The organism is Streptomyces sp. NPDC051214 (assembly GCF_040682375.1).
Classification (GTDB): Bacteria; Actinomycetota; Actinomycetes; order Streptomycetales; family Streptomycetaceae; genus Streptomyces.
Window position 1 is genome coordinate 559,677 of sequence record NZ_JBFBAT010000003.1, and the last position, 24,977, is coordinate 584,653.

The 24,977-nt window shown below is 68.3% G+C and carries 23 protein-coding genes; 17 read left to right on the plus strand and 6 right to left on the minus strand.

Features of this window, described 5'->3' with window-relative positions; all coding sequences use genetic code 11:
* Nucleotides 1-54: 54 nt before the first annotated feature.
* On the plus strand, nt 55-945 hold the full coding sequence (locus AB0M70_RS10415) for an aromatic prenyltransferase (protein WP_365818455.1): 891 nt from the start codon (nt 55-57) through the stop codon (nt 943-945).
* A 29-nt stretch (nt 946-974) separates the two neighbouring features.
* On the opposite strand, the gene AB0M70_RS10420 is transcribed toward AB0M70_RS10415, so the two are convergent.
* The 4 genes from AB0M70_RS10420 to AB0M70_RS10435 form a co-directional block, all read right to left on the minus strand.
* Nucleotides 975-1,637, minus strand: coding sequence for a response regulator transcription factor (locus tag AB0M70_RS10420; RefSeq protein WP_365818457.1), 663 nt, complete (start codon nt 1,635-1,637; stop codon nt 975-977).
* Entirely contained in the window at nt 1,634-2,767 is a 1,134-nt protein-coding gene (locus tag AB0M70_RS10425) for a histidine kinase (protein ID WP_365818459.1), read from the minus strand. Before AB0M70_RS10425 ends, AB0M70_RS10420 begins: the two co-directional genes overlap by 4 nt.
* 87 nt (nt 2,768-2,854) lie before the next feature.
* Nucleotides 2,855-3,256 carry a DoxX family protein gene (locus AB0M70_RS10430; RefSeq protein ID WP_365818461.1) on the minus strand — a complete coding sequence of 134 codons (402 nt, stop codon included), beginning with the start codon at nt 3,254-3,256 and terminating at the stop codon, nt 2,855-2,857.
* Entirely contained in the window at nt 3,256-5,208 is a 1,953-nt protein-coding gene (locus AB0M70_RS10435; RefSeq protein ID WP_365818463.1) for an anthranilate synthase family protein, read from the minus strand. Before AB0M70_RS10435 ends, AB0M70_RS10430 begins: the two co-directional genes overlap by 1 nt.
* 227 nt (nt 5,209-5,435) lie before the next feature.
* On the opposite strand from AB0M70_RS10435, the gene AB0M70_RS10440 reads away from it, so the two are divergent.
* Genes AB0M70_RS10440 through AB0M70_RS10480 form a run of 9 tightly spaced genes read left to right on the plus strand, consistent with a single transcriptional unit; the run spans nt 5,436 to nt 14,205 of the window.
* Complete coding sequence (locus AB0M70_RS10440; RefSeq protein ID WP_365818795.1) at nt 5,436-6,701, plus strand: aspartate kinase; 1,266 nt, start codon at nt 5,436-5,438, stop codon at nt 6,699-6,701.
* 15 nt (nt 6,702-6,716) lie between these two features.
* On the plus strand, nt 6,717-7,544 hold the full coding sequence (locus AB0M70_RS10445; protein WP_365818465.1) for a 2-amino-3,7-dideoxy-D-threo-hept-6-ulosonate synthase: 828 nt from the start codon (nt 6,717-6,719) through the stop codon (nt 7,542-7,544).
* 29 nt (nt 7,545-7,573) lie between these two features.
* On the plus strand, nt 7,574-8,677 hold the full coding sequence (locus AB0M70_RS10450) for a 3-dehydroquinate synthase II (protein WP_365818467.1): 1,104 nt from the start codon (nt 7,574-7,576) through the stop codon (nt 8,675-8,677).
* 35 nt (nt 8,678-8,712) lie between these two features.
* The gene (locus tag AB0M70_RS10455; RefSeq protein ID WP_365818469.1) at nt 8,713-9,474 is read left to right on the plus strand and encodes an amidohydrolase family protein; all 762 of its coding nucleotides are present in this window, start codon (nt 8,713-8,715) and stop codon (nt 9,472-9,474) included.
* On the plus strand, nt 9,471-10,787 hold the full coding sequence (locus AB0M70_RS10460) for an AMP-binding protein (protein ID WP_365818471.1): 1,317 nt from the start codon (nt 9,471-9,473) through the stop codon (nt 10,785-10,787). Before AB0M70_RS10455 ends, AB0M70_RS10460 begins: the two co-directional genes overlap by 4 nt.
* A 10-nt stretch (nt 10,788-10,797) precedes the next feature.
* Nucleotides 10,798-11,988: an FAD-dependent monooxygenase gene (locus AB0M70_RS10465; RefSeq protein ID WP_365818473.1), complete on the plus strand. Its 1,191-nt coding sequence runs from the start codon at nt 10,798-10,800 to the stop codon at nt 11,986-11,988.
* Nucleotides 11,988-12,773: a 2,3-dihydro-2,3-dihydroxybenzoate dehydrogenase gene (locus AB0M70_RS10470; protein WP_365818475.1), complete on the plus strand. Its 786-nt coding sequence runs from the start codon at nt 11,988-11,990 to the stop codon at nt 12,771-12,773. Before AB0M70_RS10465 ends, AB0M70_RS10470 begins: the two co-directional genes overlap by 1 nt.
* Before the next feature lie 29 nt (nt 12,774-12,802).
* The gene (locus AB0M70_RS10475) at nt 12,803-13,465 is read left to right on the plus strand and encodes an isochorismatase family protein (protein ID WP_365818477.1); all 663 of its coding nucleotides are present in this window, start codon (nt 12,803-12,805) and stop codon (nt 13,463-13,465) included.
* Nucleotides 13,466-13,503: 38 nt separating this feature from the next.
* Nucleotides 13,504-14,205: an SDR family oxidoreductase gene (locus tag AB0M70_RS10480; protein WP_365818479.1), complete on the plus strand. Its 702-nt coding sequence runs from the start codon at nt 13,504-13,506 to the stop codon at nt 14,203-14,205.
* Here the strand turns inward: AB0M70_RS10480 and AB0M70_RS10485 are convergent.
* The gene (locus AB0M70_RS10485; protein WP_365818481.1) at nt 14,198-14,938 is read right to left on the minus strand and encodes a DUF6081 family protein; all 741 of its coding nucleotides are present in this window, start codon (nt 14,936-14,938) and stop codon (nt 14,198-14,200) included. The genes AB0M70_RS10480 and AB0M70_RS10485 overlap by 8 nt on opposite strands.
* 200 nt (nt 14,939-15,138) lie before the next feature.
* Between AB0M70_RS10485 and AB0M70_RS10490 the strand changes: the two genes are divergently transcribed.
* Genes AB0M70_RS10490 through AB0M70_RS10505 form a run of 4 tightly spaced genes read left to right on the plus strand, consistent with a single transcriptional unit; the run spans nt 15,139 to nt 20,098 of the window.
* Entirely contained in the window at nt 15,139-15,474 is a 336-nt protein-coding gene (locus AB0M70_RS10490; protein WP_365818483.1) for a DUF485 domain-containing protein, read from the plus strand.
* Entirely contained in the window at nt 15,471-17,168 is a 1,698-nt protein-coding gene (locus AB0M70_RS10495; protein WP_365818485.1) for a Na+:solute symporter, read from the plus strand. Before AB0M70_RS10490 ends, AB0M70_RS10495 begins: the two co-directional genes overlap by 4 nt.
* A gap of 56 nt (nt 17,169-17,224) precedes the next feature.
* Nucleotides 17,225-18,823 carry an FAD-dependent monooxygenase gene (locus tag AB0M70_RS10500; RefSeq protein ID WP_365818487.1) on the plus strand — a complete coding sequence of 533 codons (1,599 nt, stop codon included), beginning with the start codon at nt 17,225-17,227 and terminating at the stop codon, nt 18,821-18,823.
* Nucleotides 18,824-18,877: 54 nt separating this feature from the next.
* A complete protein-coding gene (locus tag AB0M70_RS10505; protein WP_365818489.1) occupies nt 18,878-20,098 on the plus strand; it encodes a 3-deoxy-7-phosphoheptulonate synthase in 1,221 nt (406 codons plus the stop codon).
* Nucleotides 20,099-20,107: 9 nt separating this feature from the next.
* Here the strand turns inward: AB0M70_RS10505 and AB0M70_RS10510 are convergent, their stop codons facing one another.
* Complete coding sequence (locus tag AB0M70_RS10510; RefSeq protein ID WP_365818491.1) at nt 20,108-21,082, minus strand: ParB N-terminal domain-containing protein; 975 nt, start codon at nt 21,080-21,082, stop codon at nt 20,108-20,110.
* A gap of 294 nt (nt 21,083-21,376) precedes the next feature.
* On the opposite strand from AB0M70_RS10510, the gene AB0M70_RS10515 reads away from it, so the two are divergent.
* From AB0M70_RS10515 to AB0M70_RS10525, 3 genes are all read left to right on the plus strand, one after another.
* The gene (locus tag AB0M70_RS10515; RefSeq protein WP_365818493.1) at nt 21,377-22,822 is read left to right on the plus strand and encodes a DUF6851 domain-containing protein; all 1,446 of its coding nucleotides are present in this window, start codon (nt 21,377-21,379) and stop codon (nt 22,820-22,822) included.
* A gap of 411 nt (nt 22,823-23,233) precedes the next feature.
* Entirely contained in the window at nt 23,234-24,415 is a 1,182-nt protein-coding gene (locus tag AB0M70_RS10520; protein ID WP_365818495.1) for a histidine kinase, read from the plus strand.
* On the plus strand, nt 24,357-24,965 hold the full coding sequence (locus AB0M70_RS10525; protein ID WP_365818497.1) for a response regulator transcription factor: 609 nt from the start codon (nt 24,357-24,359) through the stop codon (nt 24,963-24,965). The genes AB0M70_RS10520 and AB0M70_RS10525 overlap by 59 nt, the downstream gene beginning before the upstream one ends.
* The last annotated feature ends 12 nt before the right edge of the window (nt 24,966-24,977 follow it).

A 24,977-nucleotide genomic window follows, 5' to 3' on the forward strand; every position in this document is an offset into this window, starting at 1 on the left:
TGCACCGATCCCGTCACGTCAAAGACCGGGCTTGGCCCGGCACTTGGAGGACCCATGCCTCAGACCACCGAGGTGGCTGAGCTCTACTCGGCCATCGAGGAATCAGCGCGACAGCTGGACGTGCCGTGCTCACCCGAGACGGTCCTGCCCGTTCTGACCGCGTACGGGGACGCGCTCGCGCAGGACGCGACCGTGGTCGCCTTCCGGGTGGCCACCGGCGTCCGTCACGTGGGGGAGCTGGACTGCCGCTTCACGACACACCCCAAGGACCGGGACCCGTACGCGTTCGCCCTGTCGAAGGGGCTCACGGCGCGCACGGAGCACCCGGTGGCCACCTTGCTTTCGGAGCTCCAGGGGCGTTGCCCCGTCGACAGTTACGGGATCGACTTCGGCGTCGTCGGAGGCTTCAAGAAGGTCTACGCTTTCTTCACTCCGGACGACCTCCAGGAGCTGTCCAAGATCGCCGACCTTCCTTCCATGCCACGCGCCCTGGCCGAGAACGCGGATCTGTTCGCCCGCCATGGCTTGAGCGACAGGGTCGGCGTCGTCGGCATCGACTACCCGCACCGAACGGTGAACATCTACTTCAACGACGTGCCCGCCGCCTGCTTCGAACCTAAGACCGTCCTCTCGATGCTCCAAAAGACCGGCATGGTGGAGCCGAGCGAGCGGATGCTCAAGCTCAGCGAGCAGGCGTTCGGACTGTACGTGACCCTGAACTGGGACTCCGCAAGGATCGAACGGATCTGTTACGCGGTGACCACCACGGACCTGGCCTCGCTTCCCGTGCGCATCGAGCCGGAGATAGAGCAATTCGTGCGCAGCGTTCCTTTCGGCGGAGCCGACCGTAAATTCGTCTACGGCGTCGCGTTGTCCCCCGAAGGGGAGTACTACAAGATCGAGTCCCACTACAAGTGGCAGCCGGGAGCCATGGACTTCATCTGAGGCCACGCCAGGGTCCCCCCGGCCCGCGGTCAGCGGCTGCGGGGGGACACCAGCCCGGACTCGTAGGCCAGGACGACGAGTTGGGCGCGGTCGCGGGCCTGAAGCTTGTGCATCGCCCGGTTGATGTGGGTCTTCGCGGTCAGCGGGCTGATCACCATGCTGTCCGCGATCTCCTCATTGGACAGGCCCTGTGCGACCAGGACGACGGCCTCGCGCTCGCGGTTGGTCAACTCGTCGAGGCCGGTGCCGGCCTCGGTGCCGAGTGGCTGCGCGACGTAGCGGTTGATGAGCATCTTGGTGATCGAGGGCGCCAGCAGGGCGTCTCCGCGCGCGGCGACACGGACGGCGTGCAGCAGGTCCTCCGGCACGATGTCCTTGACGAGGAATCCCGCGGCGCCGGCGCGCAGCGCGTTGAAGACGTTCTCGTCCAGGCCGTAGTTGGTCAGGATGACGACGTGCATCTGGGCCAGGACCGGGTCCGCGGCGACCTCCCGGGTCGTCTCGATGCCGTCCATCACCGGCATCGAGATGTCGACGAGGGCGAGGTCGGGCAGATGCTCCCGGGCCAGGGCCAGGCCCTCCTTGCCGTTGGCGGCCTCGGCCACCACCTCGATGTCGTCCTCGGCGTCGAGCAGCGCGCGAAAGCCGCTGCGCAGGAGCGGCTGGTCGTCGACAAGCAGTACACGGATCATGAAATCCTCGCCACGGGGAGCTCGGCCCGGACGGTGAAGCCGCCCTCGGTACGTGGTTCCGCGCGCAGGCGACCGCCCAGGGCGGTGACGCGCTCGCGCATCCCGAGCAGCCCGACGCCGGGCACCGGGGCGGTGCCCGGCTTGGCATTGCCGTCGTCGTCGACCTGAATGGACAGGGCGTCGGGGAGGTAGTCGATACGGACCGATGCGCTGGCGGCCGCCCCGTGGCGGGCGGTGTTGGTCAGCGACTCCTGGACGATCCGGTAGGCCGTGCGGTCCACCGCGTCCGGCACGTCATGACGCTGGCCCTCGATCGTCAGCGTCGTCTTCAGACCGATCCCATGAGCCCGTTGCACCAGTTCAGGGAGGTGGTCGAGCCCGTGGGAGAGAGGCTGGACGGTGTCGTCGCGCAGTGTCTCCAGCGTCGCCCGCAGCTCTCGGGTCGCCTCGCGGCCGGCCACCTGGATCGCGAGAAGCGCCTCGGGCACCTGCTCGCCCCGCTTGCGGGCCAGATGGACGGCGACCTCGGACTGCACCTTGACGATGGAGATCTGGTGGGTGAGCGAATCGTGCAACTCCCGGGCGATGTGCAGCCGTTCCTCCGTCGCCCGCAGCCGCGCGGTCTCCTCGCGGGTGCGCTCGGCCTCGTCGGCCCGCCGCTCCGCCTGCCGCAACGCCTCGCCCGCGGCACCGGCCGCCACCAGCCAGGCAATCTCGAGGACGCTGCGGGCTTGTGCCAGCGCCTCGGCCGTCGCCTCGTCCGCGGGAGAGGCCAGGACGGCGAGCGGCAGAAGGATCAGCAGGGCGACAGAGGTGAGTACCGTGAACAGACGGTGCCCGGCCCGCACGGCGGCGTACACCGCGAACAGGTAGGCGACGGCGGGCACTTCGAAGCCCGCCGCGTTGTACCCCGCCACGCACAGCCCCGTGACGACCAGGACGGGCAGGGGAGTTCGCCGACGGGCGATGAGTGCAAGGCCGCTGGCCACGACGAGTGCGTAGCCGAGTGAGTCGAGATCCGTGGCGGAGTGATCCTCGGCCAGCGCGGTGACGAGGAGTGTCGCCGTCACGCCGAACGCGATCACCCAGTCCTTGGTCTGGGCCCAGACTCTGGACAGTCCTGTGGTCATACGCGCACCTTAACCGGACCTTGCCCCGCGGGAGTCGCCCTCGCGGACGAACGATCCACTACCGCACGCGCAGTAGCTTTTCGGCGTCTACTGCTGCTGCGGCAACAGTGCCCTGGTCCGGTCCCGACGCCCCCACGCGACCACCGTGCTCAGCAGGAGCAGGATCACGGCCAGGAGGGAGAAAGCGTCGATGACGAGATTCGTGATCACCGCTCCGACCATCAGGCCGACCAGCCCGAGCGCGGCGAGGCCGACGAGGCGCGGCACCAGAAGTCCGATGACCCCCAGAAGCTCGAGGCAGCCGACGAAGTACCTGAGCCACTGGCCGGCCCCGATCTGGTCGAAGGCCTCGACCATCGCCTCCGCTCCTGCGAGCTTCGCGGCGCCGGCGGCCAGGAACACCAGCACCAGCAGTGCCTGGAACACCCGCAGCGCGATGTCCGCGGCCCGGCCGGTTCCCTCGACCGCTGATCTCCTGATGCCGCTCATCAAAGCCTCCAGTTCTTTTCCAGCAGTGAGGCGAGCAGGTCGCCGAGGATCTGCGGGCCGTGTTGAGTGAGGATGGATTCGAGGTGGAACTGCACGGACTGAAATCCCGCGCCGCGCAGGGCGTGCACTTCGCCTGTACGGGGGTTGCGGCTGATGTCGATGGGCTTGCGCTGCCCGGTCCCGGGAATGAAGTCGAACTCGGTGCGGGCGGCGTAGGTGTTGTAGAAGCCTACGAGTTCAGCACGGTCGAACAGGTCGACCTGCTTCTGCACTCCCTGGTTGGGGGCCGCGCGCTGTACGAGGTCGAGCCCGAGCTCGTGGGCGAGTATCTGGTGAGCCAGGCAGATGGACAGGAACGGCACGTCGCCCTCGAGCAGGTCACGGGTGAGCGCGCGCAGCGTGTTCATGCGGGGGTCCGTGGTGTCGCGTGGGTCGCCCGGGCCGGGGCCGACGACGACGAGGTCGAAGCCCGCGGGGGAGAGCGGCTCGTCGAAACGTGTGAGCGTGGTCCGCAGGCCGAGGGCGCGCAGTTGATGGCCGAGCATCCCCATGAAGGTGTCCTCGTTGTCGACGACCAGCACGTGCCGGCCTTCCAGCGCCGGGTCCGGTCGTCTGTCGTGCGGCCCGTCGAGCCAGAAGCGCGAGAGCGTGGTGTTGCGGGTGTCCAGGGCCCGGCGCACCAAGGGGTGGGCGGCCGGCGACGTGTGTGCTGCCGCCATGCCGGTGGGCGCGCCGCCCCTGTCGGAGCGTCGCCCGGCGAGGCCCAACGCCTCGAGCATGCCCGCGGCCTTGGCCCGGGTCTCGGCCACCTCGGAACCCGGGTCGGAGTCACGGACGAGCGAAGCGCCCACGCCCAGGCACAGTTGGCCGTCGCCGCCGATCTCGGCGGTGCGGATCATGATGGCCGAGTCGAGGGTGCGGCTGCCCGCGGCGTCGTGTCCCATCAGGGCGAGGACGCCGCCGTAGTAGCCGCGTCCCGTCATCTCATGACGGCGGATGACCCGGAAGGCGTTCTCCAGGGGGCTGCCGGTGACGGTCGGCGCGAGCAGGGTCTCTCGCAGCACGTCGCGCACGTCGAGCTCACTGTGCCCGGTCAGGACGTATTCGGAGTGGGTCAGTCGCGCCATTTCCTTGAGAAACGGTCCGTGGACCTGCCCGCCGAACGTGCACATACGGGCCATCATTTTCAGTTCTTCATCGACGACCATATAGAGCTCATTGGCCTCTTTGGGGTCGCTCAGGAAATCCAGGAGACCGCCGATTTCGGGGCCGGTCGCCGGGTGTCGATAGGTTCCGCTGATGGGATTCATCGAGACGGTGCCGTCGGTGTCCATGCTGACGTGCCGTTCGGGCGATGCGCCGATGAAGGTGCCCGCGCCGGAGTGGAACAGGAACGTCCAGTACGACCCGAGCTCACCGGTCAGCAGCCGGCGGAAGATCGCGAGTTCCGTCGAGACCGAGTGGTCGTCGAGGCGCGCCGTGAAGGAGCGTCTGATGACGAAGTTCGATCCGGCGCCCTGCCCGATCTCATCGCCAAGGACCCGCTTGACGATCGCCGCGTACTCCTCGTCGCTGATGTCGAAGCCGGAGTCGGACACGTGCACGTCACGCTCGGGCAGTCCCAGCAAGGCGTCGCTCAGCGGGAGTTCGGTCTGCTCCTGCACGCGCATGGCAAGCAGGGGCGAGTGATCGTCGATGCAGTCGAACCCGCGCTCGGTGATCTGCCGGTAGGGGACCGCCACGAGCAGATCGTGTCGTGAACCGTCCGTCGGCTCGTCGGACAGAGGCAGCTCGCTGAGGCTGTCGACTGCGCAGACCTCGCCGGTCAGGACCTCCACGAACGCGTGCGAGGCCGTGCCGGGCCGGTGGAGAAGGGCGAACGGACGCCCGTCGTCGCCGAGTCCGGCCAGTGCGTCCGGGGGGCCGGCCGTGCTCGAATCCGTCCCGTACATTTCGCTCCCCTTTGCGTGAGATCAGATCACCCCCCTGGATACTGCGGCGGAAAAAAGCGTTGCACAATGACGTGAAGCCGCCATCGCGTGTTTCCGGTAACGCCCCGCGCCATGGCGTGAATATCTGAACGCGGCGCACTACTCACGCAGGTAGTGGGCGGGCAGGTGCAGCGCAATTACTGTCGTGGCATACCGGGTCGACGAGAGCGGTGAAAACGACTGTGGATGTGCTGGTCCAAAAATATGGCGGTACCTCTTTGCAGACGCTCGACCGCGTTCGCCACGCCGCCCTGCGCATCGCGCAGGCACGGCGTCGCGGATCATCGGTCGCCGTGGTCGTCTCGGCGCGCGGCGGGAGGACGGATGATCTGCTGCGGCTCGCGGCGGACGTGGGCGCAGCGGCGCCGTCCCGGGAGCTCGATCAACTGCTGGCGGTGGGCGAGTGCGAATCGGCCGCGCTGATGGCTCTCGCCCTCAACGGGCTTGGCGTGCCCGCTGTTTCGCTGACCGGCCAACAGGCCGGGATCCGGACCACCGACCGGCACGGCGACGCGCTGATCGAGGGGATCGAGGCGGCGCGGGTGAGGGTTGCCACGGACGGCGGCGCCGTCGCCGTGGTCACCGGCTTTCAAGGAGTCGATCCCGCCGGGGACGTCGCCACGCTCGGACGCGGCGGCTCCGACACGACAGCGGTGGCGCTGGCCGCCCAACTGGGGGCCTCGGCCTGCGAGATCTACACCGACGTGGACGGCGTCTTCAGCGCGGATCCACGCATCCTGCCCGCAGCTCACTGCCTGCCCTGGGTCGATCCCGGCGTCATGGCGGAGATGGCGTTCGCGGGCGCACGCATTCTGCACACCCGTTGCATCGAACTGGCCGCAATGGAAGGGGTCGAAGTGCGCGTCCGGAACGCGTCATCGCAGGCACGGGGGACGACCGTTGCCGAACGGCAGGACGGCCGCCCACTGGAAACACGGCGCGCGGTGGTGGCAGTCACCCACGACACCGACGTCGCCCGCGTCCTGGTGCATTGCCGCGACATCCACCGGGACCTGGCCCCTGACGTGTTCGAGGTGCTGGCCGCCCAGGGAACTGTGGTGGACCTGGTCGCCAGGTCCGGGCCCTACGAGAGCGAGTTCCGCATGGGGTTCACGATCCGCCGCAGCCAGGCCGGCCCCGTGCGGGCCGCGCTGCACGAGCTGACGGACGCCTTCGGCGGAGGCGTGCACTTCGACGAGAACGTCGGCAAGGTCTCCGTGGTCGGGATGGGCCTGCTCAGCCGCCCGGAGTACACGGCCAGGCTCATGGCCGCCCTTGCCGCGGCCGGTATCCCCACGAGCTGGATGTCCACGTCCCAGATGCGGCTCTCAGTGATCGTGCCGCGCGAACGCACCGTCGACGCCGTCGAAACCCTCCATCGCGAGTTCCAGCTCGACCGGTCCCAGCCGACAGGTGACATGTCCGTGAACTCCGGCCGTTCCGCCACCGTTTGAGAGAGGCAGGACACAGTGGCTGCTGTACATAACGCTTCGTTCGCTCGCGACCTCCGCCTGCGACGCCTGTTCCGGCACGGCGACGGGCGCCTGCTCGTCGTGCCGCTCGATCATTCCGTCACCGACGGACCGCTGCCTCGCGGAGACCTGAACTCCCTGCTCGGCGAGCTGGCCGGCACCGGAGTCGACGCGGTGGTGCTGCACAAAGGCAGCCTCCGCCATGTCGATCACGGATGGTTCGGCGACATGTCGCTGATCATGCATCTGAACGCCAGCACACGCCACGCGCCCGATCCGGACGACAAGTACCTGGTCGCCCACGTGGAAGAGGCTTTGAGGCTTGGCGCCGACGCCGTCAGCGTGCACGTCAACCTGGGATCGCACCAGGAGGCCAGGCAGGTCGCCGATCTGGCCGCCGTGGCCGGGGAGTGCGAGCGCTGGAACGTCCCGCTGCTGGCCATGGTCTACGCCCGCGGACCGCAGATCAGTGACTCGCGGGCCCCCGAACTGGTCGCGCACGCCGCGTCGCTGGCAGCCGATCTCGGCGCGGACATCGTCAAGACCGACTATGCGGGCACTCCCGAGCGGATGGCCGAGGTGGTGGCCGCCTGCCCCATCCCCGTCATCGTGGCGGGCGGCCCGCGCTCGGCCGAGACCGACATCGTGCTGGCCCATGTGTCCGACGCCCTGCGGGGCGGCGCGTCCGGCGTGGCCATGGGCCGCAACGTCTTCCAGGCCGACCAGCCCGGCTGGATGGCCGCGTCGATCGCCCGACTCGTGCACGAATCACGGCGCCTGCCCGACCGGGACGGCGTCGACAACCGGCTTGCCCTTACGTCCTGACTCTCTTACCGCTCCCCAAGGAGATATCTGTGAAGCTGTGCTGGCTGGACATCCGTAGCGCGAACGGTGCCAAGGAAGCCATCGTCGAGGAAGCCGTCCACCAGCGGGTGGACGCCATCGTGGCGGCCGATCCGGCCGACCTGGAGACGCTGCCCCCGACGGTGAAGAAGGTCCTGTTCCCGCAGGATCAGGTGCTGCCGGAGAAGCTGGAACCAGCCGACCTGGTCATAGTCGACCCGGCCCGCCACGGGGAGCCCGCCGAACTGGCGGTGCAGTACCCCGGTGTCGAGTTCGGCCGCTACGTGGAGATCACGGACGCCGCGAGCCTCGACGACGCCTGCCGCGCGGCGCGCCTGGACAAGTGGAGCCTTCTGTACTTCCGGGACCCCACGAAGATTCCGCTGGAGATCGTGCTGGCCGCCGCGGCCGGGGCGGACGGCAGCATCATCACGCAGGTGGCCGACGTCGAGGAGGGCGAGATCGTCTTCGGTGTTCTCGAGCACGGATCCGACGGGGTGATGCTCGCCCCTCGCAGGGTGGGGGAGGCCACCGAGCTGAAGGCCGCCGCCGTCAGCAAGGCCGCCGACCTGCCGCTCGTGGAGCTGGAGGTCACCGGCATCCGGCGCGTGGGCATGGGGGAGCGGGCGTGTGTCGACACCTGCACGAACTTCCGGCTCGACGAGGGCATCCTCGTCGGATCGCACTCCACCGGCATGATCCTGTGCTGCAGCGAGACCCACCCGCTGCCCTACATGCCGACGCGGCCCTTCCGGGTCAACGCAGGCGCACTGCACTCGTACACCTTGTCGGCCGAGGGGCGCACCAACTACCTCAGCGAACTCGTCTCCGGAGGCCGGGTGCTCGCCGTCGACGCACAGGGCAAGTCACGGGTCGTCACCGTGGGCCGGGTGAAGATCGAGACACGTCCGCTGCTCGCGATCGACCTGGTCGCCGCCTCGGGGGTGAAGGTCAACCTCATCGTCCAGGACGACTGGCACGTGCGCGTGCTCGGTCCGGGCGGCACGGTCCTCAACGTCACGGACCTGACGGCGGGCACGAAGGTGCTCGGATATCTGCCGGCCGAGCAGCGACACGTCGGCTACCCGATCGACGAGTTCTGCATCGAGAAGTGAGCGGCGGCCTCGATGCGAAGCGAGCGGTGCCCGCGATGACCGGACAACCGGTGCTGGACTTCCACGTACGTCTGGTCCCCCGGCCGGGGGCCGGGGAGCGGCTGCTGGCGACCATGGACGACTGCGGCCTGGCACGGGCCGTGGTGTGCGCGGGCGGCACGATCGACCTGGACCGCCTGTCCCGCCAGCTCGTCGAGGGCGGACACGTCGAGACCGATGCCGACAACGACGCCGTGCTCAAGACCTGCGCGGAGTCCGACGGGCGCCTGGTGCCGTTCTTCTTCGCCAACCCGCACAGGGCGAGCGAGGAGTACCGCGTCAGGGCCGCCGAGTTCCGCGGCCTGGAGATCTCACCCGCCGTGCACGGGATCGGCCTTGCCGATCCCCGTGTCGAGGAACTCGTCCACGTGGCAGCCGAGTTCGGCCATCCGGTGTACGTGGTGTGTCTGACCCGTCCCGGAGCGGAAGTGGCCGACCTGGTCGGCTTGGCCCGGCGGTTCCCGCAGGTGAGATTCGTGCTCGGGCACAGCGGCATCGGCAACATCGACTTCTACGCGCTGACCCTGATCCGGGACGAGACCAACATCTTCCTGGAGACCTCGGGCGGCTACACGTGCGTGGCCGAGGCGGCCCTGGGCCGCCTCGGCGCCGGGCGGGTCGTGTTCGGCTCCGAATTCCCGCTCCAGCACCCGACCGTGGAGCTGGCCAAGTTCCAGGCGCTGCGGCTACCGCCCCAGCAGTGGCGGCAGATCGCCTGGGACAACGCGCATCGACTTCTGGGAGAGGAAACGCGGTGACTGACCCCCGTTTGAGCCTGCCTCAACTCGGCCAGTGGAACGGCCCGCAGGAGGTGCGGCGCCTGCAGGAGAAGCAACTGCCGCAAACCGTCGCCTGGGCCGCCCGCTCACCCTTCTACCGTCGGCGCCTGAACGGGGCCGCCCTGCCCTCGACCCCCGCGGAGCTCGCCGCACTGCCGCTGACCACCAAGCAGGATCTGCGGGACAACTACCCCTTCGGCATGCTCGCCGTCCCGAAGGAGCAGCTGGCGACCTACCACGAGTCGAGCGGGACCGCGGGCCACCCCACACCCTCGTACTACACGGCGGACGACTGGGTCGACCTGGCCGAGCGTTTCGCCCGCAAGTGGATCGGCATCTCCGGCGCGGACACCTTCTTGGTGCGCACGCCCTACGCGCTGCTGCTGACGGGCCACCTCGCGCACGCCGCGGGACGGCTGCACGGAGCCACCGTCGTGCCCGGCGACAACCGCTCGTTGGCCATGCCCTATGCGCGCGTGGTCCGGGTCATGCACGATCTGGAGGTCTCGCTGACCTGGTCGGTGCCGACCGAGTGCCTCATCTGGGCCGCCGCCGCCCAAGCGGCCGGGCACCGGCCCGGCGCCGACTTCCCCGGCCTGCGGGCACTGTTCGTGGGCGGGGAACCGCTCACCGACGCCCGCCGCCGTCGGATCAGCCGGCTGTGGGGGGTGCCGGTGATCGAGGAGTACGGCTCCACGGAGACCGGCAGTCTCGCCGGAGAGTGCGAGTACGGCCGGATGCATCTGTGGGCCGACCGAGCGCTGTTCGAGGTGTACGACCCGGACACCGGCGCCGTCAGCGCGGAGGGCGAAGGCGAGCTCGTGGTCACCCCGCTGTACCGCGAGGCGATGCCCCTGCTGCGCTACAACCTCGAGGACAACGTGTCGGTCTCCTATGACGACTGTGCCTGCGGCTGGGGTCTGCCCACGGTCCGGGTGCTCGGGCGGGCGGCGTTCGGTCACCAGGTCGGCGGGGCGACGATCACGCAGCACAAGCTGGAAGAGCTCGTGTTCTCCCTGCCGGACTCCTACGAGGTGTTGTTCTGGCGGGCGAGGGCGGAACCGACGGTGTTGCGCATCGAGATCGAGGTGCCGGATGAGCACCGGGCGGCCGCCCAGGCGGAGTTGACGGCCTTGGTGCGCGCCGTGCTCGGTGTCGACAGTCAGGTCGTCGGGCTCGCCCCGGGCACGTTGATACCGCATGAGGCGCTGACGGCCATGCCGGATGTGGTCAAGCCGCGCAGCCTGTTCGGGCCCGACGAGGACTGGGGCAAAGCGCTCCTCTACTACTGAGGAGGACGACATGCCGCAGATGAGGGTGGCCGTGGCCGGGGGTGGAATAGCGGGGCTCGTCCTGGCCGTCGCGCTGCGCCGGGCCGGCGTCGACTGTCACGTCTACGAACAAGCGGGACATCTGACCGAGGTCGGCGCCGGGATACAGGTGGCGCCCAACGCCAGCCGGCTCCTTCGCCGCCTCGGCCTGCGCGATCGCCTGCGCAGCATCGCGGTCGCACCGCAGGCGATCGAGATGCGCCGCTGGGACGACGGCACCTTGCTGCAGCGGACTCCGCTCGGCGAAGCGTGCCACCGCCGCTTCGGAGCGCCGTATTACACCGTGCACCGCGCTGACCTGCACAGCAGCCTGCTCGCGTGCATTCCTCCCGACCGGGTGCACCTGGGCGCCCGTTGCGTAGCCGTGACGCAGAACGACGGGGCGGCGCAACTGCACCTCGCGGACGGCACGGTCGTCACCGCGGATCTGGTCGTGGGCGCCGACGGCATCCATTCCCTGGTGCGGGAGCAGATCGTCACGGACCGGCCCCGGTACTCCGGGCAGACCATCTACCGGGGTCTGGTGGCGGCCGAGCGCGTGCCCCAGCTGCTCGCCGACCCACGGGTGCGGTTGTGGTTCGGACCGGACCAGCACTGCGTGTGCTATCCGGTGTCAGCCGGGCGCCAGGTGAGTTTCGGCGCGACCGTCGCGGCCTCGGACTGGCGGGAGGAGTCCTGGTCGGCGCGAGGTGATGTCGCCGAGCTCGCAGCCGCGTACAAGGGCTGGCACGAGGACGTCACCCAGCTGATCGGCGCGGCCGAGACGGTCAGCAGATGGGCGCTGCACGACCGGGACAGCATCGACCGGCTCAGCTCGGGACGGGTGACTGTCATCGGTGATGCCGCGCACCCGATGCTGCCGTTCCAGGCACAGGGCGCGAACCAGGCGGTCGAGGACGCCGTCGTGCTCGCGGTCTGTCTGTCCGAAGCGGGATCGGGCGGCCTGAGCGGGGCGTTGCGTCGCTACGAGCGGATCCGCCTTCCGCGCATCACACGGATCCAGGGCCAATCTCGTGACAACGCCAAGGCCTTCCACCTGGACGACGGGGAAGAGCAGCACCGCCGCGACACCGCCGCCCAGGCCGCTTCGGGCCTGGACCACCATCAGTGGCTGTTCGGGTACGACGCCGAGGAAGCCGCCATGACCAGCAGGAGTGCGTGATGGAACTGACCGGGATCGAGTCGACGGTCGCACTGGTCACCGGTGCGGCCCAGGGCATCGGCGCCGCTGTGGCCGGCACCTTGGCGGCGGCGGGAGCGCACGTGGCCGCCGTGGACCGCAACGGCGAGGCGCTCGCCACCGTCGTGACCAAACTCCAGGCGGAGGGGGTGTCCGTGCGCGGCTACGCCGTGGACGTGTGCGACAGCCAGGCCGTGGACACGCTCGTACGGCGCGTCGAGGAGGAGCAGGGGCCCATCGGCATCCTCGTCAACGCGGCCGGCGTCTTGCACACCGGCAGGGTCGTCGATCTGCCCGACCGGGAGTGGGACGAGATCTTCTCGGTCAACGCGGGCGGAGTGTTCCATGTGTCGCGCGCCGTGGCCCGGCGGATGATGGACCGCCGTCGTGGCGCGATGGTGACCGTGGCGTCGAACGCCGCCGGCGTGCCGCGTGTGGAGATGGCCGCGTACGCGGCGTCGAAGGCCGCATCCGCCCAGTTCACCCGGTGTCTGGGACTGGAGCTCTCCGACTTCGGCATCCGGTGCAACGTCGTCTCGCCCGGCTCGACCGACACCCCGATGCTGCGCTCGATGCTCGGCGACGACGCCGATCCACGGCAGGCGATCGAAGGTTCGCCGGCCGCGTATCGCGTCGGTATCCCGCTGCGGAAGGTGGCCGAGCCGAGCGACGTGGCCGAGGCCGTCGCGTATCTCGTGTCCGACCAGGCCGGCCACGTCACCATGCACGACCTGTATGTCGACGGCGGCGCGGCCCTGCACGTGTGACGTCAGCGTACGGAAACAGGAGGCGAACCATGGCCATGACCCCCATCGCGCCCTACCGCATGCCCGGCGACGCCGATCTGCCGGGCGCGGCGGTCCCCTGGCGTCCGCACCCGGACCGGGCCGTCGTGTTGGTACACGACATGCAGCGGTACTTTCTGCGGCCGTTCCCCACTGGACAGTCGCCGCTGAACGAGCTCGTCGCCAATGTCGCCAAGGTGTTGGCGGCGGCGCGCGCGGCCGGAGTGCCGGTGATGTACACGGCACAGCCGGGTGGGATGAGCCCGCGGGACCGCGGGCTGCTGAACGACTTCTGGGGCCCGGGCATGGGCACCGAGGAGGCTGACCGCGCCATCGTCGACGACGTTGCCCCCGAGCCGGGCGACACGGTCCTGACCAAGTGGCGCTACAGCGCGTTCTTCCGCAGCGACCTGGAGGAACGGCTACGGCTCGCGGGGCGGGATCAGCTCATCGTCTGCGGGGTGTATGCGCACATGGGGTGTCTCATCACCGCCTGCGACGCGTTCAGTCGCGACATCCAGCCGTTCCTCGTGGCGGATGCGCTGGCGGACCTCACGCTCGACGACCACCTCATGGCTCTTCGCTATGCCGCGGATCGTTGCGCGGTGCCGATTTCCGTGGCCGATGTCCTGGCCGAGTTGGTGAACCGACCGACGGCCGTCAAAGCAACGTAGTAGTCACCTACAGATCGAATACAGGGAGGGACACATCAATGTCCGATCGCACGCAGGTCGTCGTCATCGGCGGAACGTCGGGGCTGGGGCGCCACTTTGCCCAGTCATGCGCTGATCGAGGAAACGACGTGGTCATCACCGGCCGCACGGAGGACCGGACCAAGGCTGTGGCCGACGAGATCGGCGGCAGGACCCGCGGAATCGCATTGGACCTGACCGACCCGGAACAGATCGAGGCCGGTCTTGCCGACGTGGCACGCGTGGACCGGCTGGTGCTCGCGGCGGTGAACAGGGACCACAACACGGTGCGCGCGTACCGGCCGGCCGACGCGACCCGCCTCCTGACGGTGAAACTCACCGGATATACGGCGGTGTTGCACGCTCTGGCCGAGCGGATGCCGGACGACAGCTCGGTCGTTCTTCTCGGGGGGCTCGCCAGTCATCGTCCCTATCCCGGCTCCACGACGGTGACGACCGCGAACGGCGGCATCGGCGCGCTGGTCAGGACGCTGGCGGTGGAACTCTCACCGATCCGTGTCAATGCCCTGCACCCGAGCATCGTCTCCGACACACCGTTCTGGAGCGACAAGCCCGGTGCGCGCGAGGCCGCAGCGACGCGTGCGCTCACCAGGCGGCCGGTGACGATGCAGGACTGCACCGAGGCGATCACCTTCCTGCTGGAGAACCGCTCGATCAACGGCATCAACCTGAACATCGACGGCGGTGACGTACTCATCTGACGCATGTCGTGATCTGCCACCGGCCCCACCGGCCGGTGGCGCCCTGTCCGTGCTCCCGCTCCGCGCGCGTGTAGCGGGAGAGATCACGGGCCGAGAAGAGACCCATGCCCGCCTGGAAGCCCGTCACCGGAACCGGAAGCTCTGCCCAGTAGGCAAGTTGACCGTCGACCCGGAACTCCACCCGCGACGTTCCGGCCCGGTAGGTGATGGAGTGGCGGTGCTCACGCCCCGGCTCCGTCGGCACCTGAAGGACCACGCGGTGGATGTAGTGCTCGTGGGGCTGGGTCACGCCCGGGATGACCAGGCGTTCGACCAGCGCGTAGACGGTGTCATTGGTGGCGGCGGCGTTGAGCACCACGCCGGTTTCCAGGTCGAAGAGGTTCACCGTGCCGAAGGCGTCGAGCGGGTCATGGGGAATCTGACCGTAGGTCCGCACCCCCATGTCGACCTCGAACGTCAGCTCGCCGGCCGTCGGCACGGAAAAACGCCGGACGGACCGGTACATCTGCTTGGCGTTGTTCTGCCGCGGGTCCGTGTCGTGAAAGCGGCTGAACGGGTTCACGGTCAGCTCGAAGTGTCCGTCACCGGTCCGCACCCGTGCGTTGCGATCCCGGTACTGATGCGACTCGCCGTCGGCCCCGTCGATCGCCATGATCTGCCAGCGGGCGGGATCGAGCTCGCCGCTCGTGAAATCGTCGTACGTCCAGGTGTCCTTCTCCGGTGCCCAGGTCATTCAGACACCATCGGCTGCTCCGTCGGCACCGGACATCACACGTTCACGCGGTTCGGCCGGGACGCCACGCCATTTCACCACCGCACGTCGGTAATCCCGTGAATGGGCGATGCCCGCGCGGGAGTCGAGGTCCGAGACTGCTGTCCCGACCGCCACGCCACGACGTCGTATGTACGGCGTCCTCATCAGGAGGAGGTGTCATGGGCACGATGAACTCGCCGGCGGATGCCGACCGCTACGTCGCCGTACATGACAGCGCCCAGTTCAAGGCCCTGCGTCGGCAATCGAATGCCTTCATCCTCTGGGCGAGTGTCATCTTCTTCGGATGGTGGTTCACCGGGTGTGCGCTCGCCACCTTCGCCCCGGACTTCTTCCGACAGGGGCTCGGCGGCCCCATGAACGTGGGCCTGCTGTTCGTTCTGCTGTCCTTCGCCTCCGTGGTGATGATCTCCGCGGTGTACCTGAGATTCGCCCGCAGACGGCTGGATCCCCTCAGTGAGCAGATCCGGGCGGGCCTGGAAGGAGATCCCCGATGAGCACCGTCTTTCTCGCCGACCCACCGCCGCCTGTCGACAACACGTGGGCGGCGCCCGCGGTCGCCATTCCCCTCACCATCGCGGTCGCCGTCCTGGTCTTCTACCTGGTGAAAGCGGTGCGGGGGAGCACACAGGACCCGGACGAATTCCTGCTCGCCGGGCGGAGCATCGGCCCCGGTCAGAATGCCGTGGCGCTGGCCTCCGCGCCCATCATGTACTCGACCATGTTCATCATCACCGGTCACATCGCGCTGAGCGGCTACGACGCCGTGCTCCTGCTGACGGCCTTTACGATGTCCATGATGCTCGGGGTGCTGGTATTCGCCTCGCCCGTACGTAACTTGGGCGTGCGCACGCTGGGCGATCTGTTCGCGCTGAGAGCCCGTGAACGCCCGGCGCGTATCGCGTCGGCCGTCGTCATGCTGTTGATCTACGGCATGTTCACGATCATCAGCATGGCTGCCGTGGCCTTCATCTTCAACCGGTGGTTCGGCCTCGACTCCCTCGTGCTCCTGGCCCTCATGGTCGCCGTCGTCGGCCTGGTCACCGTGGTGTACGTGTACGTGGGCGGCATGCGCGGAGTCACCCGGATCCTGGTGTTCAAGGCGGTCCTCGCGTTCGCCGTCGTGGCGGTGCTGACCACGCTGGTGCTGGCCAAGTTCAACATGAACCCCATCAGCCTGCTCGAACAGGCCGAGGCCAACGCTGTCGCGCACAAGGGCGGTTACGATCTGCTCGGCCCAGGCAGGCTCTTCGGTGAGGGCTCCGACCGGTGGATCCATCTGTCGAAGCTCTTCTGCATCGTCGTCGGCGTCGCGGCCATCCCCTTCCTCTTCATGCGCAACTTCGCGGTGACCAACGGAAGGGACGCGCGGAAGTCGGCCGGCTGGGCGTCGATGATGGTCGTGGCGTTCTACCTGTGCCTGTCCGTCGTCGGCCTCGGCGCTGTCGCGGTGCTCGGCGGCGAGAACATCGGTGTGATCAAGCCCCACCGTGACATCAGCCTGCCCAAGCTCGCGGACGACCTCGGCGGGCAGTTCATGGTCGGCACGCTCGCCGTGATCGCCCTGCTGACGATCGTCGGAGTCTTCGCTGCCCTGCTGATCAACGCGGTGACGGCCGTCACCAAGGACCTCAACGTGGCGCGCGGACGGCGGCTCGACCCCGCCGCCGAACTGAAGGACATTCGGCGCAACGTGAAGATCATCGGCATCGCCTCCGTCGTCGGAGGCGTGGCGATGCTGCCGGTGCGCACCCACATCTTCATCCCGACGTCGATCGACGTGGCCGGAGCGGCGGTCCTGCCGGCCGTCGTCTACGCGTTGTTCTGGAAACGCTTCAACACCTCCGGACTGCTGTGGACGGTGTACGGAGGAATCGCCGTGACCATGTTCATGGTCGTGTTCTCCAACGGCGTGTCTGCGGAGGAAGACGCCATCTTCCCCGGTGCCGACTTCAAGTTCGTCGACATCGAACCCGGACTGATCTCGGTGCCGGTCGCCTTCCTGCTCGGTTACATCGGCACGGTCATCAGCAGGGAACGCGACGACGCCGGTTTCGCAGAGATGCAGGTCAGGGCCCTCACCGGCGCTGCCCCGCTCGCTCGTGGGGAAGCTCCGCCCGTGGCCGTCGCCCAGAAGCCCGAAGGGACCAGGCGCGATCCGGAGAGCCGGACGCCCAGCCAAGCGCACTGAACAACCGCGAACGGTGTGGGGCGGGTCGAACCGCCCCACACCCCTGGGAGGCAAACGTGGATCCGGCACCGGTTCTGGTCGTGGGCGCGGGCCCCATCGGCATGGTCACCGCACTGGCGCTCGCGCGCCAAGGTGTGCCCTGCGTGCTCGTCGACCGAGACTTCGAGACGTCCGTCCATCCGAAGCTGGACTTCGTGAACTCCCGCAGCATGGAGTTCTTCCGGCAACTTGGCATCGCCGACGAAGTCCGGTCCGCCGGAGTCGGCCCCGACCACCCGGCGGACGTGATCTGGTCGACAGGGCTTGCCGGTGAGCCGATCACTTCGTGGGAGCTCCCCTCGGTGGCCGAGGAACGGCGCCGTATCACCGGGCACAACGACGGCACTCAGCCCACCGAGCCCGGCCAGCGGATCTCGCAGATCGACCTCGAGCCGGTCCTGCGGGCCCACTGCCGACGCCATCAGCTCATCGAGCTGCGCTGCGGCCTGCGGTTCGATTCCCTCGCCCAGGACGAGGACGGGGTGACCAGCCACCTGGTCGATGTGCTGACCGGCGACCGGATCCAGCTTCGATCCCGGTACGTCATCGGTTGCGACGGTGCGTCGAGCCAGGTCCGCGCGGCCGTGGGCATCGGCCAGGAGAGCTTCGACGTACCCGGACTGCCGGGCGCCTTCATGGTGCACTTCAAGAGCCGCGACCTGGAGACCCTGCACCGGCACGGGCGGTTCTGGCACTACTTCGCCTTCAGATACGTCATCATCGCCCAGGACGAGGCGGACACCTGGACCGCTCACGTCAACGGCATGGAACCGACGGAATTCGACACGCCACCAGCTGATCCGGTCGCCTTCCTGCTCGACACGATGCAGGTGGACCTGAAGATCGACGAGGTGCTTCTGACCTCGCGCTGGCGCCCTGGCTTCATGATCGCCGATCGCTACCGCGACGGTCGTGTCCTGTTGGCCGGAGACGCGGCGCACCGCATGTTCCCGACCGGTGCCTACGGCATGAACACGGGCATCGGCGACGCCATCGACGCGGCCTGGAAGATCGCTGCCCTGGTCAGGGGCTTCGGAGGCCCCGCCCTGCTCGACAGCTACGAGGCCGAGCGCCACCCCGTGGGCCTGCGCAACATGCAGACCTCGCGCCGGCACCTCGGCGTGCATCTCGAGGCGGGCCGCCTTCTCCGCGAGGGCGCCCCGACGGAGAGCGTCGCCGCGTTCCTGGGCACCGAGCGCGGTGAGAACGAGTACAGGGGCATCGAACTGGACTACCGCTACAACGACTCGCCCGTCGTCTGCCGGGAGGAGGCGCCCGAACCTCCGTGGGACCCGCGGGAGTACACGCCCACGACCCGGCCCGGAAGCCGCCCGCCCAGTCTTCTCCTCGAGGACGGGACACCCATCTACGACCGATTCGCCCCCTCCTTCACCCTCGTCGACTTCGTGGGCGACGGTAGTGCCGACACACTCCTGGACGAGGCAGCCGCTCAGGGCCTGCCCGTCAGCCATGCCGTGGTGACCGACGTCGGCGCCCAGAAGACCTGGGAACGCGACCTCGTCCTGCTCCGGCCCGACCATCATGTGGCCTGGCGCGGGAACGGCGCCTGCCCGGACCCGGCGGCCGTGGTCCGGCGTGTGCGCGGCGCCCTGTGAGGCGCCGCGCGGTCTTTGAAGGCACGTCTCGCTGATCATTCGACGGGAGCAGTCATGCAGCCATCCAGTTCGACCATGGGCCCCACCCGGCCCGGGCCGTGGGAGGACATGCCGGCGGTCCAGCAACCGGATTGGCGGAACCACACGGACTACCGCGAAGCCTGCGAGGGGCTGGCTGCGGCACCTCCGCTCGTGTCGGCCACAGAGGTACGACGGCTGCGACGGTCGCTGTCGCGACTGCTGACGACCGAGGCTCTGGTACTCCAACTCGGCGACTGCGCCGAGAGCTTCTACGAATGCGAGCCGCGCCATACCGCGCAGAAGCTGCGCGTCATCGACAGGTTGGGGGACCGGTTCAGCGAACTCACCGGCCGGAGCGTGATACGTGTCGGACGCATGGGCGGACAATTCGCCAAACCCAGATCACAGCCGACCGAACGCCACGGAGCACTGACCATCCCCTCCTTCCAGGGGCACTTGATCAATTCCGAGATCGCTTCACCCCTGACCCGACAGGCCGACCCGCGACGGATGCTGTGGGCCCATGAGGCGAGCGAGAAGGTGCAGCGGGCGATGCGGACCCGCCGTCAAGGCGGCTACCGTCTGCCGGCCACGGAAGGGCCCTGGTCGAGCCACGAGGCACTGGTGATCGACTACGAATCCCGCCTGGTCCGTCGTGACCCGGAGACCGACGATCTTTACCTTGCCTCGACGCACCTGCCGTGGGTGGGGGAGCGCACGCGCCAACTGGCGTACGCGCACGTCGCCTTGCTCTCCGCCGTGGACAATCCGGTGGGGTGCAAGATCGGACCTACCGCGGACCCGGACGATGTGGTGCGGGTGTGTGAGGCGCTCGACCCGCGGCGAGAGCCCGGCCGCCTGGTCCTGATACCGCGGATGGGACGCGACCGGATACAAGAAGTCCTGCCGCCCATCGTCCGCCGGGTCGCGGAGGCGGGACACCCGGTGGTCTGGCTGAGCGACCCCATGCACGGCAACACGGTGACGTCGCGGCTCGGCCTGAAGACACGACACCTCGGCGACGTGATCACTGAGGCGCTGCGCTTCCGCGACATCCTCGCGGCGAACCGGCAGCACGCGGCCGGCCTGCACATCGAGGTCGCGGCGGACGACGTGACGGAATGCGTCGGCGGCGCCGTGGAGAGCGAGGACGATCTGCGGCGTCACTACACCTCGCTGTGCGATCCAAGACTCAATGCGGACCAGGCGACGGAGCTGATCGAGGCATGGGCCAAGGGAACGGCGGAAAGCTGACCCGGTCCTTCACGATCCCGCGGCTTCCAGGGAGTCGTCAGCCGTCACCACGCCTACGGCCACCGCGAGGTCAGGCTGCGTCCGCGCACGTTGCTCGAGTTCCCGCGCCAACTCCAGCCAGGCCGCTGCGCAGGACCGTGCCAACTCGGCGACGGAACCCTGCCAGTGGGGCGGTACGGCATCGACAAGACCGCACCACTCGACCGGCTCGATCACGTGGCCGTCGATCCAGCGGACGAAGGCGCGGCCGTTCTCCGCGTACCGCACCGCGGGGTCTCTGCTCAGATCGTCCCGCACCGAGGGCCAGTCGACGCTCTGCCGGGCGGCACCGCGCCGAGGGGCCGGCACCGGATCCTGGCCCGCCCGAAGACGTGCGCGCACATCGCGCGCCGTCCCCACCGAGACGCCTGCCTCCCGAGCGATGGCTCGCAAAGGCGCGCCGGGGTTCATGGCGATCACCTCGCCTGCCCGTCGTCTGCCGGCCGAACCGTCGAGGGGACGGATGCGTCCGTCTCTCCCCATGCGGTCGCTCTCCGGCCCGGCCGCAGGGAGGCAACGCTGACGGATCGCGCTCACGGTCGTCGGAGACAGCCCCGCGGCGACCGCGACGGCCCGGTCCGACCATTGCGGATGTTCTGTCAGGATACGGCGGGCCGCCGCCTCACGATCGGCCGGTGAAAGCGGAAGACCGTGCCGGACATTGGATTCCACGGAGAGCAGGAATGTCTCCCTGTCGTCACCTTCGAAGAAGATGACCGAGATGGTCTCGTCGCCCCGCAGCCGCGCGGCCCGCACCCGGTGCATGCCGTCGATGATCCGAAACGTTCGCCGGTGCACGAGAATCGGCGGAAGGTCTTGCGCGGCAGCCAACAGCTGTACGTGTTCGAAACTCTCCCCCGCCAGTCGAGGCGAATCACCGGGCAGCAGTGAGGATATCGAAACCAAAATCGGAGTCGTCTCTTCCAACGTGAACGAACCCTCCATATTGCTCCACATCCGAACACTCACCTGTCGATGGGTAGTTGCCAGTGTGCGTACGGAATTTTCCGTCCCCCGGAAAGCAATACGCCCTCCGTTCGGCATCATCGCCAGTCCGTCTCACCGCGGGCAACACCTGCCAGGACGCCCGCGTAGGTAGTCTCAACTACTCGATCGGGCAGTAGTGATGCCTGGCTGAACTGGCGATACTTGGCGGCACGCGAGTGGGAAGCCCGATCAGAAGGAGAATTTCCGGTGACGAAATTTAGGCGGCTGCGAAGTCGGCGCCTGGGGGGTGTGGTGGCAGTTGCCACCGCGTTGGTCCTGGTGGGATCGCTGAACAGTGCCGCGCCTGCCGCCCCGCGGAAGGCGGCTGCCATCGACCTCGACAAGGGGAATGCCCTTATCGAAGTCGTCTATCCGAAGTTCCAACGGGTGTCGCGTGAACAGAGCTCCGGCCGTTCCGTGTCGTTGACCGTTGACCACGCCATTCTGATCGAGATGCCGTGGTTCGATGCCATAGCCCCCTATCACCCGACGGCGAAAGGCATCTTCTCCGACCTCGGCCGTCGGCCGAAGGAAGAACGCACGATCCGCAACAAGAACATCGCGGTCATCTACTCCGCCTTCACCTCGCTCAACGAGGTCCTTCCGCAGTACAAGTCGCGATGGCTGGAGATGATGGAGTCGGCGGGTCTGGACCCGAACGACACCAAGGAGGACCCGACCACGCCGAGCGGCATCGGGATCCTCGCCGCCAAGAGCGCCATGGCGGCGCGAGTGGGCGACGGGTCCAACCGCGACGGCGACAAGGGCGGGCGCACGTACAACCGGCAGCCCTACGCCGACTACACGGGCTACAAGCCGGTCAACACCGCGGACGAGCTGCGTAACCCTTCCCGCTGGCAGCCCAATGTGACCTCGACGAACAACGTCCTGAGGTCGCAGCAGTTCGCGACGCCCCAGTACGGCCGCGTGAAGCCGTTCTCGTACGAAAGCCCCACCCGGTTCAAGGTGGCTCCCCCGAGCAAGAGCAACCACCACAACCGAAAAGCCTACAAGAGCCAGGCCGATGAGGTCCTGAAGGCATCGGCGAACCTGACCGACCACCAGAAGATGAGTGCCGAGCTCTTCAACGACAAGGTCATCACCTTCGGGGCCGTCGCCGGCACTCCCGTGGTCACCGGTGGCAAGTACGACACCGAGAAGATGGTGCAGTACATCACCACTTCCGACGTCGCCTTCGTCGATGCCACCATTGCCACGTGGCACTTCAAGCGCAAGTACGACTCGGTGCGGCCGTTCAGCGCGATCCGCCACCTGTACGGGAAGAAGAAGGTGACGGCGTGGGGCGGCCCGGGGAAGGGAACCGTCGGCGACATCACTGGAAATGAATGGCAGGGCTACCTGAACACGAACTCGGCCGACCACCCCGAGTACCCCTCCGTCACGTCCTCGCTCTGCCTTGCCTTCGCCCAGCAAGTGCGACGGTTCACCGGAACCGACAAGATCGACATAGCTGTCCCCGCGGCCAAGGGTTCATCCCTCATCGAACCCGGAGTCACTCCCGCGAGCGACACCACTCTGCGCTGGAGCAACTGGACCGACTTCGCTGACGACTGCGGTCGGAGCAGGGTCTGGGCCGGGGAGAATTTCCCGTCCGCCGTCGAGGCATCACGCCAGTACGCCCCCGAGATCGGCGACCTGAGCTACGACTTCGTTCAGCGCAAGCTGAACGGCAGCTGAACCTCTCGTTCACTGACGCCGGTTGCCCGGCGGAGCCGACGGCTCCGCCGGGCAACCGGCGTCGTCTCTCGTCTGGACGGCTCGGCGTGACATCTCGTCGGGAGGGCCACCTATAGCGCCTTCTCGCGAAAGATCAAGGGTAGAAGTGTCGAAGTCGGGGAGCTACAGTGCACGCTTGCGGCTCGCACGCATGACGGGGGATTCACATGACGGTCTTTCACGCGTTCTCAGCAAGGTGCCATTTACCTGATGTGACGGGATCGGACCTCGCATTCGGCGACCTCCCTTCGGACCACGTGCGCACACGCACACGGCAGATGATCGGGACGCGTCCGTTGGCCGCGACCCAGGTCTTGCGACCGGCGGTGCCGGCGCTCGCGCTCAGGCCGAACCCAGGGGGACAGGACAGCGATGGCAGACGCCCTTTCACCTTGCGGTACGTCGGCGAGAACGTACGCGGTCCTGGTGGCCGAGCCCGAGGCGTCGGTCCGCGGAATGCTCGCTTCGGCGATCGAAGCCACTTCTGGGCTGCGTGTGGTGGGCGAGGCAGTCAACGGTGAGGACGCGGTGGCCCGGGCCGCCGAAACGCATCCAGACGTGGTGGTGCTGGGCGCCGGCGCCCCCGGCATGAACCTGGTCACCACGACCAGGCAGCTCATGGAATCCGGCGACGCCCCCAAGATCGTCATCCTGGCTGACCCGGATCAGCAGGAGCGGTGCCGCGGCGCGCTGCGGGCCGGGGCGTCCGGTCTGTTCCCGCGGAGCGGGCACCCGGAACGACTCCTGGGAGCCATTCCCGCCATCGTGGCGGGGTACGTCCTCATGGCCCCGGCCGTGGCCCTCCAGATGATGGGGAAGTACGCCGGAGACCCGCACCCGGGACGCGATAGACCCTGCGTGGGGGCGTTTCCGCAGCCCGACCGCGAGGCGATGCGGGTCTCGATCCCCCTGGACCAGCGGTTGTTCGCCCGGGACGTGCACGACGTACTGGGCCGTACGCTCGGTGCGATCAACCGGAAGGGCGAGCTGGTGGCGCAGCTCCTGAGAACTCAACCGGAGCGCGCCCTGGCCGAGTTGGAGACCGTACTCGTGCTCGCGCGTCGGTCCATGGGCGAGGTCCGTGCCCTCGCCGGCGGGTACCGCATCGGCGACCTGACCACCGAGATCGAGGGGGTGCGCTCCGACCTGGGGCTCATGGGGGTGTGCGTGGAGGTCAGCCGGTCTTCGGCCACGCTGCCCCGGCCGATTCAGGAGGCCTTCGGGTGGGTGGCGCGGGAGGCGGCCGCCAACATCATTCATCACAGCGAAGCGGGACACTGCTCGATCGAGGTCTGGACGAGCGATCGGACCGCGCATCTACGGATCACCAACGACGGTGCCGGGCAGCACAGTTCGACCCCCGGAACCGGGCTTGCCGGTCTGACGGCGCGGTTGCGTGCGGTCGGCGGCACGCTCAGCCACGGCCCGGGCACTGATCTCACCTACCGGGTCGAGGCGACGACGCCGCTGAGCCGTAGCGACTGGGGGAGCGAACATGGCGATCAAGGTTGTGCTGGCCGAGGACGAGGCACTCACCAGGGAAGCGCTCGCTGAGCTGCTCCAGCCGCCGGGAGACATCGAGGTCGTCGCCCACACGGGGCACGGCGATCGGGTCCTGTCCCTGGTGAACCGCCACCGGGCGGGCCTCGCCGTCCTCGATCTGCACATGCCGGGCATGAACGGCATCGAGGTCGCCGAACAACTGAACCGTGCCTTGCCCGGCTTCCCCGTGGTGCTTCTGACCTGCGACGCACGGCCCGGCTACCTGCAGCGCGCCTTCGCGGTCGGGATACGCGGAATCCTCACGAAGGAGACCTCGATCGGGGAGCTGAGCAGGGTGATCCGTGAGGTGCACGCGGGGAGACGGCACATCCCCGCCGAACTCATCGCTCAGTTGCTTGCCGCGGGCGAGAACCCCCTGACGGCTCGCGAAGCGGAGATCCTCAAGGCGGCGGAGGACGGTCGCCCGCTCAGCGCCATCGCTGCGCAGCTGCATCTGAGCCCGGGAACAGTCCGCAACCACATTCATTCGGCCATCCACAAACTGAAGGCCGGCAACAGGATCAGTGCGGTACACGCCGCCTCGCGGGCAGGCTGGATCTGAGGTTCCCGACCG

What these genes read in the sequence shown, in the direction of transcription:
- AB0M70_RS10415 (WP_365818455.1), top strand. Translation starts at nt 55, where the DNA reads ATGCCTCAGACCACCGAGGTGGCTGAGCTCTACTCGGCCATCGAGGAA.
- AB0M70_RS10485 (WP_365818481.1), bottom strand. Translation starts at nt 14,938, where the DNA reads ATGACCTGGGCACCGGAGAAGGACACCTGGACGTACGACGATTTCACG.
- AB0M70_RS10430 (WP_365818461.1), bottom strand. Translation starts at nt 3,256, where the DNA reads ATGAGCGGCATCAGGAGATCAGCGGTCGAGGGAACCGGCCGGGCCGCG.
- AB0M70_RS10505 (WP_365818489.1), top strand. Translation starts at nt 18,878, where the DNA reads ATGCAGCCATCCAGTTCGACCATGGGCCCCACCCGGCCCGGGCCGTGG.
- AB0M70_RS10465 (WP_365818473.1), top strand. Translation starts at nt 10,798, where the DNA reads ATGCCGCAGATGAGGGTGGCCGTGGCCGGGGGTGGAATAGCGGGGCTC.
- AB0M70_RS10490 (WP_365818483.1), top strand. Translation starts at nt 15,139, where the DNA reads ATGGGCACGATGAACTCGCCGGCGGATGCCGACCGCTACGTCGCCGTA.
- AB0M70_RS10455 (WP_365818469.1), top strand. Translation starts at nt 8,713, where the DNA reads ATGACCGGACAACCGGTGCTGGACTTCCACGTACGTCTGGTCCCCCGG.
- AB0M70_RS10525 (WP_365818497.1), top strand. Translation starts at nt 24,357, where the DNA reads ATGGCGATCAAGGTTGTGCTGGCCGAGGACGAGGCACTCACCAGGGAA.
- AB0M70_RS10470 (WP_365818475.1), top strand. Translation starts at nt 11,988, where the DNA reads ATGGAACTGACCGGGATCGAGTCGACGGTCGCACTGGTCACCGGTGCG.
- AB0M70_RS10480 (WP_365818479.1), top strand. Translation starts at nt 13,504, where the DNA reads ATGTCCGATCGCACGCAGGTCGTCGTCATCGGCGGAACGTCGGGGCTG.
- AB0M70_RS10475 (WP_365818477.1), top strand. Translation starts at nt 12,803, where the DNA reads ATGGCCATGACCCCCATCGCGCCCTACCGCATGCCCGGCGACGCCGAT.
- AB0M70_RS10510 (WP_365818491.1), bottom strand. Translation starts at nt 21,082, where the DNA reads ATGGAGGGTTCGTTCACGTTGGAAGAGACGACTCCGATTTTGGTTTCG.
- AB0M70_RS10520 (WP_365818495.1), top strand. Translation starts at nt 23,234, where the DNA reads ATGGCAGACGCCCTTTCACCTTGCGGTACGTCGGCGAGAACGTACGCG.
- AB0M70_RS10420 (WP_365818457.1), bottom strand. Translation starts at nt 1,637, where the DNA reads ATGATCCGTGTACTGCTTGTCGACGACCAGCCGCTCCTGCGCAGCGGC.
- AB0M70_RS10495 (WP_365818485.1), top strand. Translation starts at nt 15,471, where the DNA reads ATGAGCACCGTCTTTCTCGCCGACCCACCGCCGCCTGTCGACAACACG.
- AB0M70_RS10425 (WP_365818459.1), bottom strand. Translation starts at nt 2,767, where the DNA reads ATGACCACAGGACTGTCCAGAGTCTGGGCCCAGACCAAGGACTGGGTG.
- AB0M70_RS10435 (WP_365818463.1), bottom strand. Translation starts at nt 5,208, where the DNA reads ATGTACGGGACGGATTCGAGCACGGCCGGCCCCCCGGACGCACTGGCC.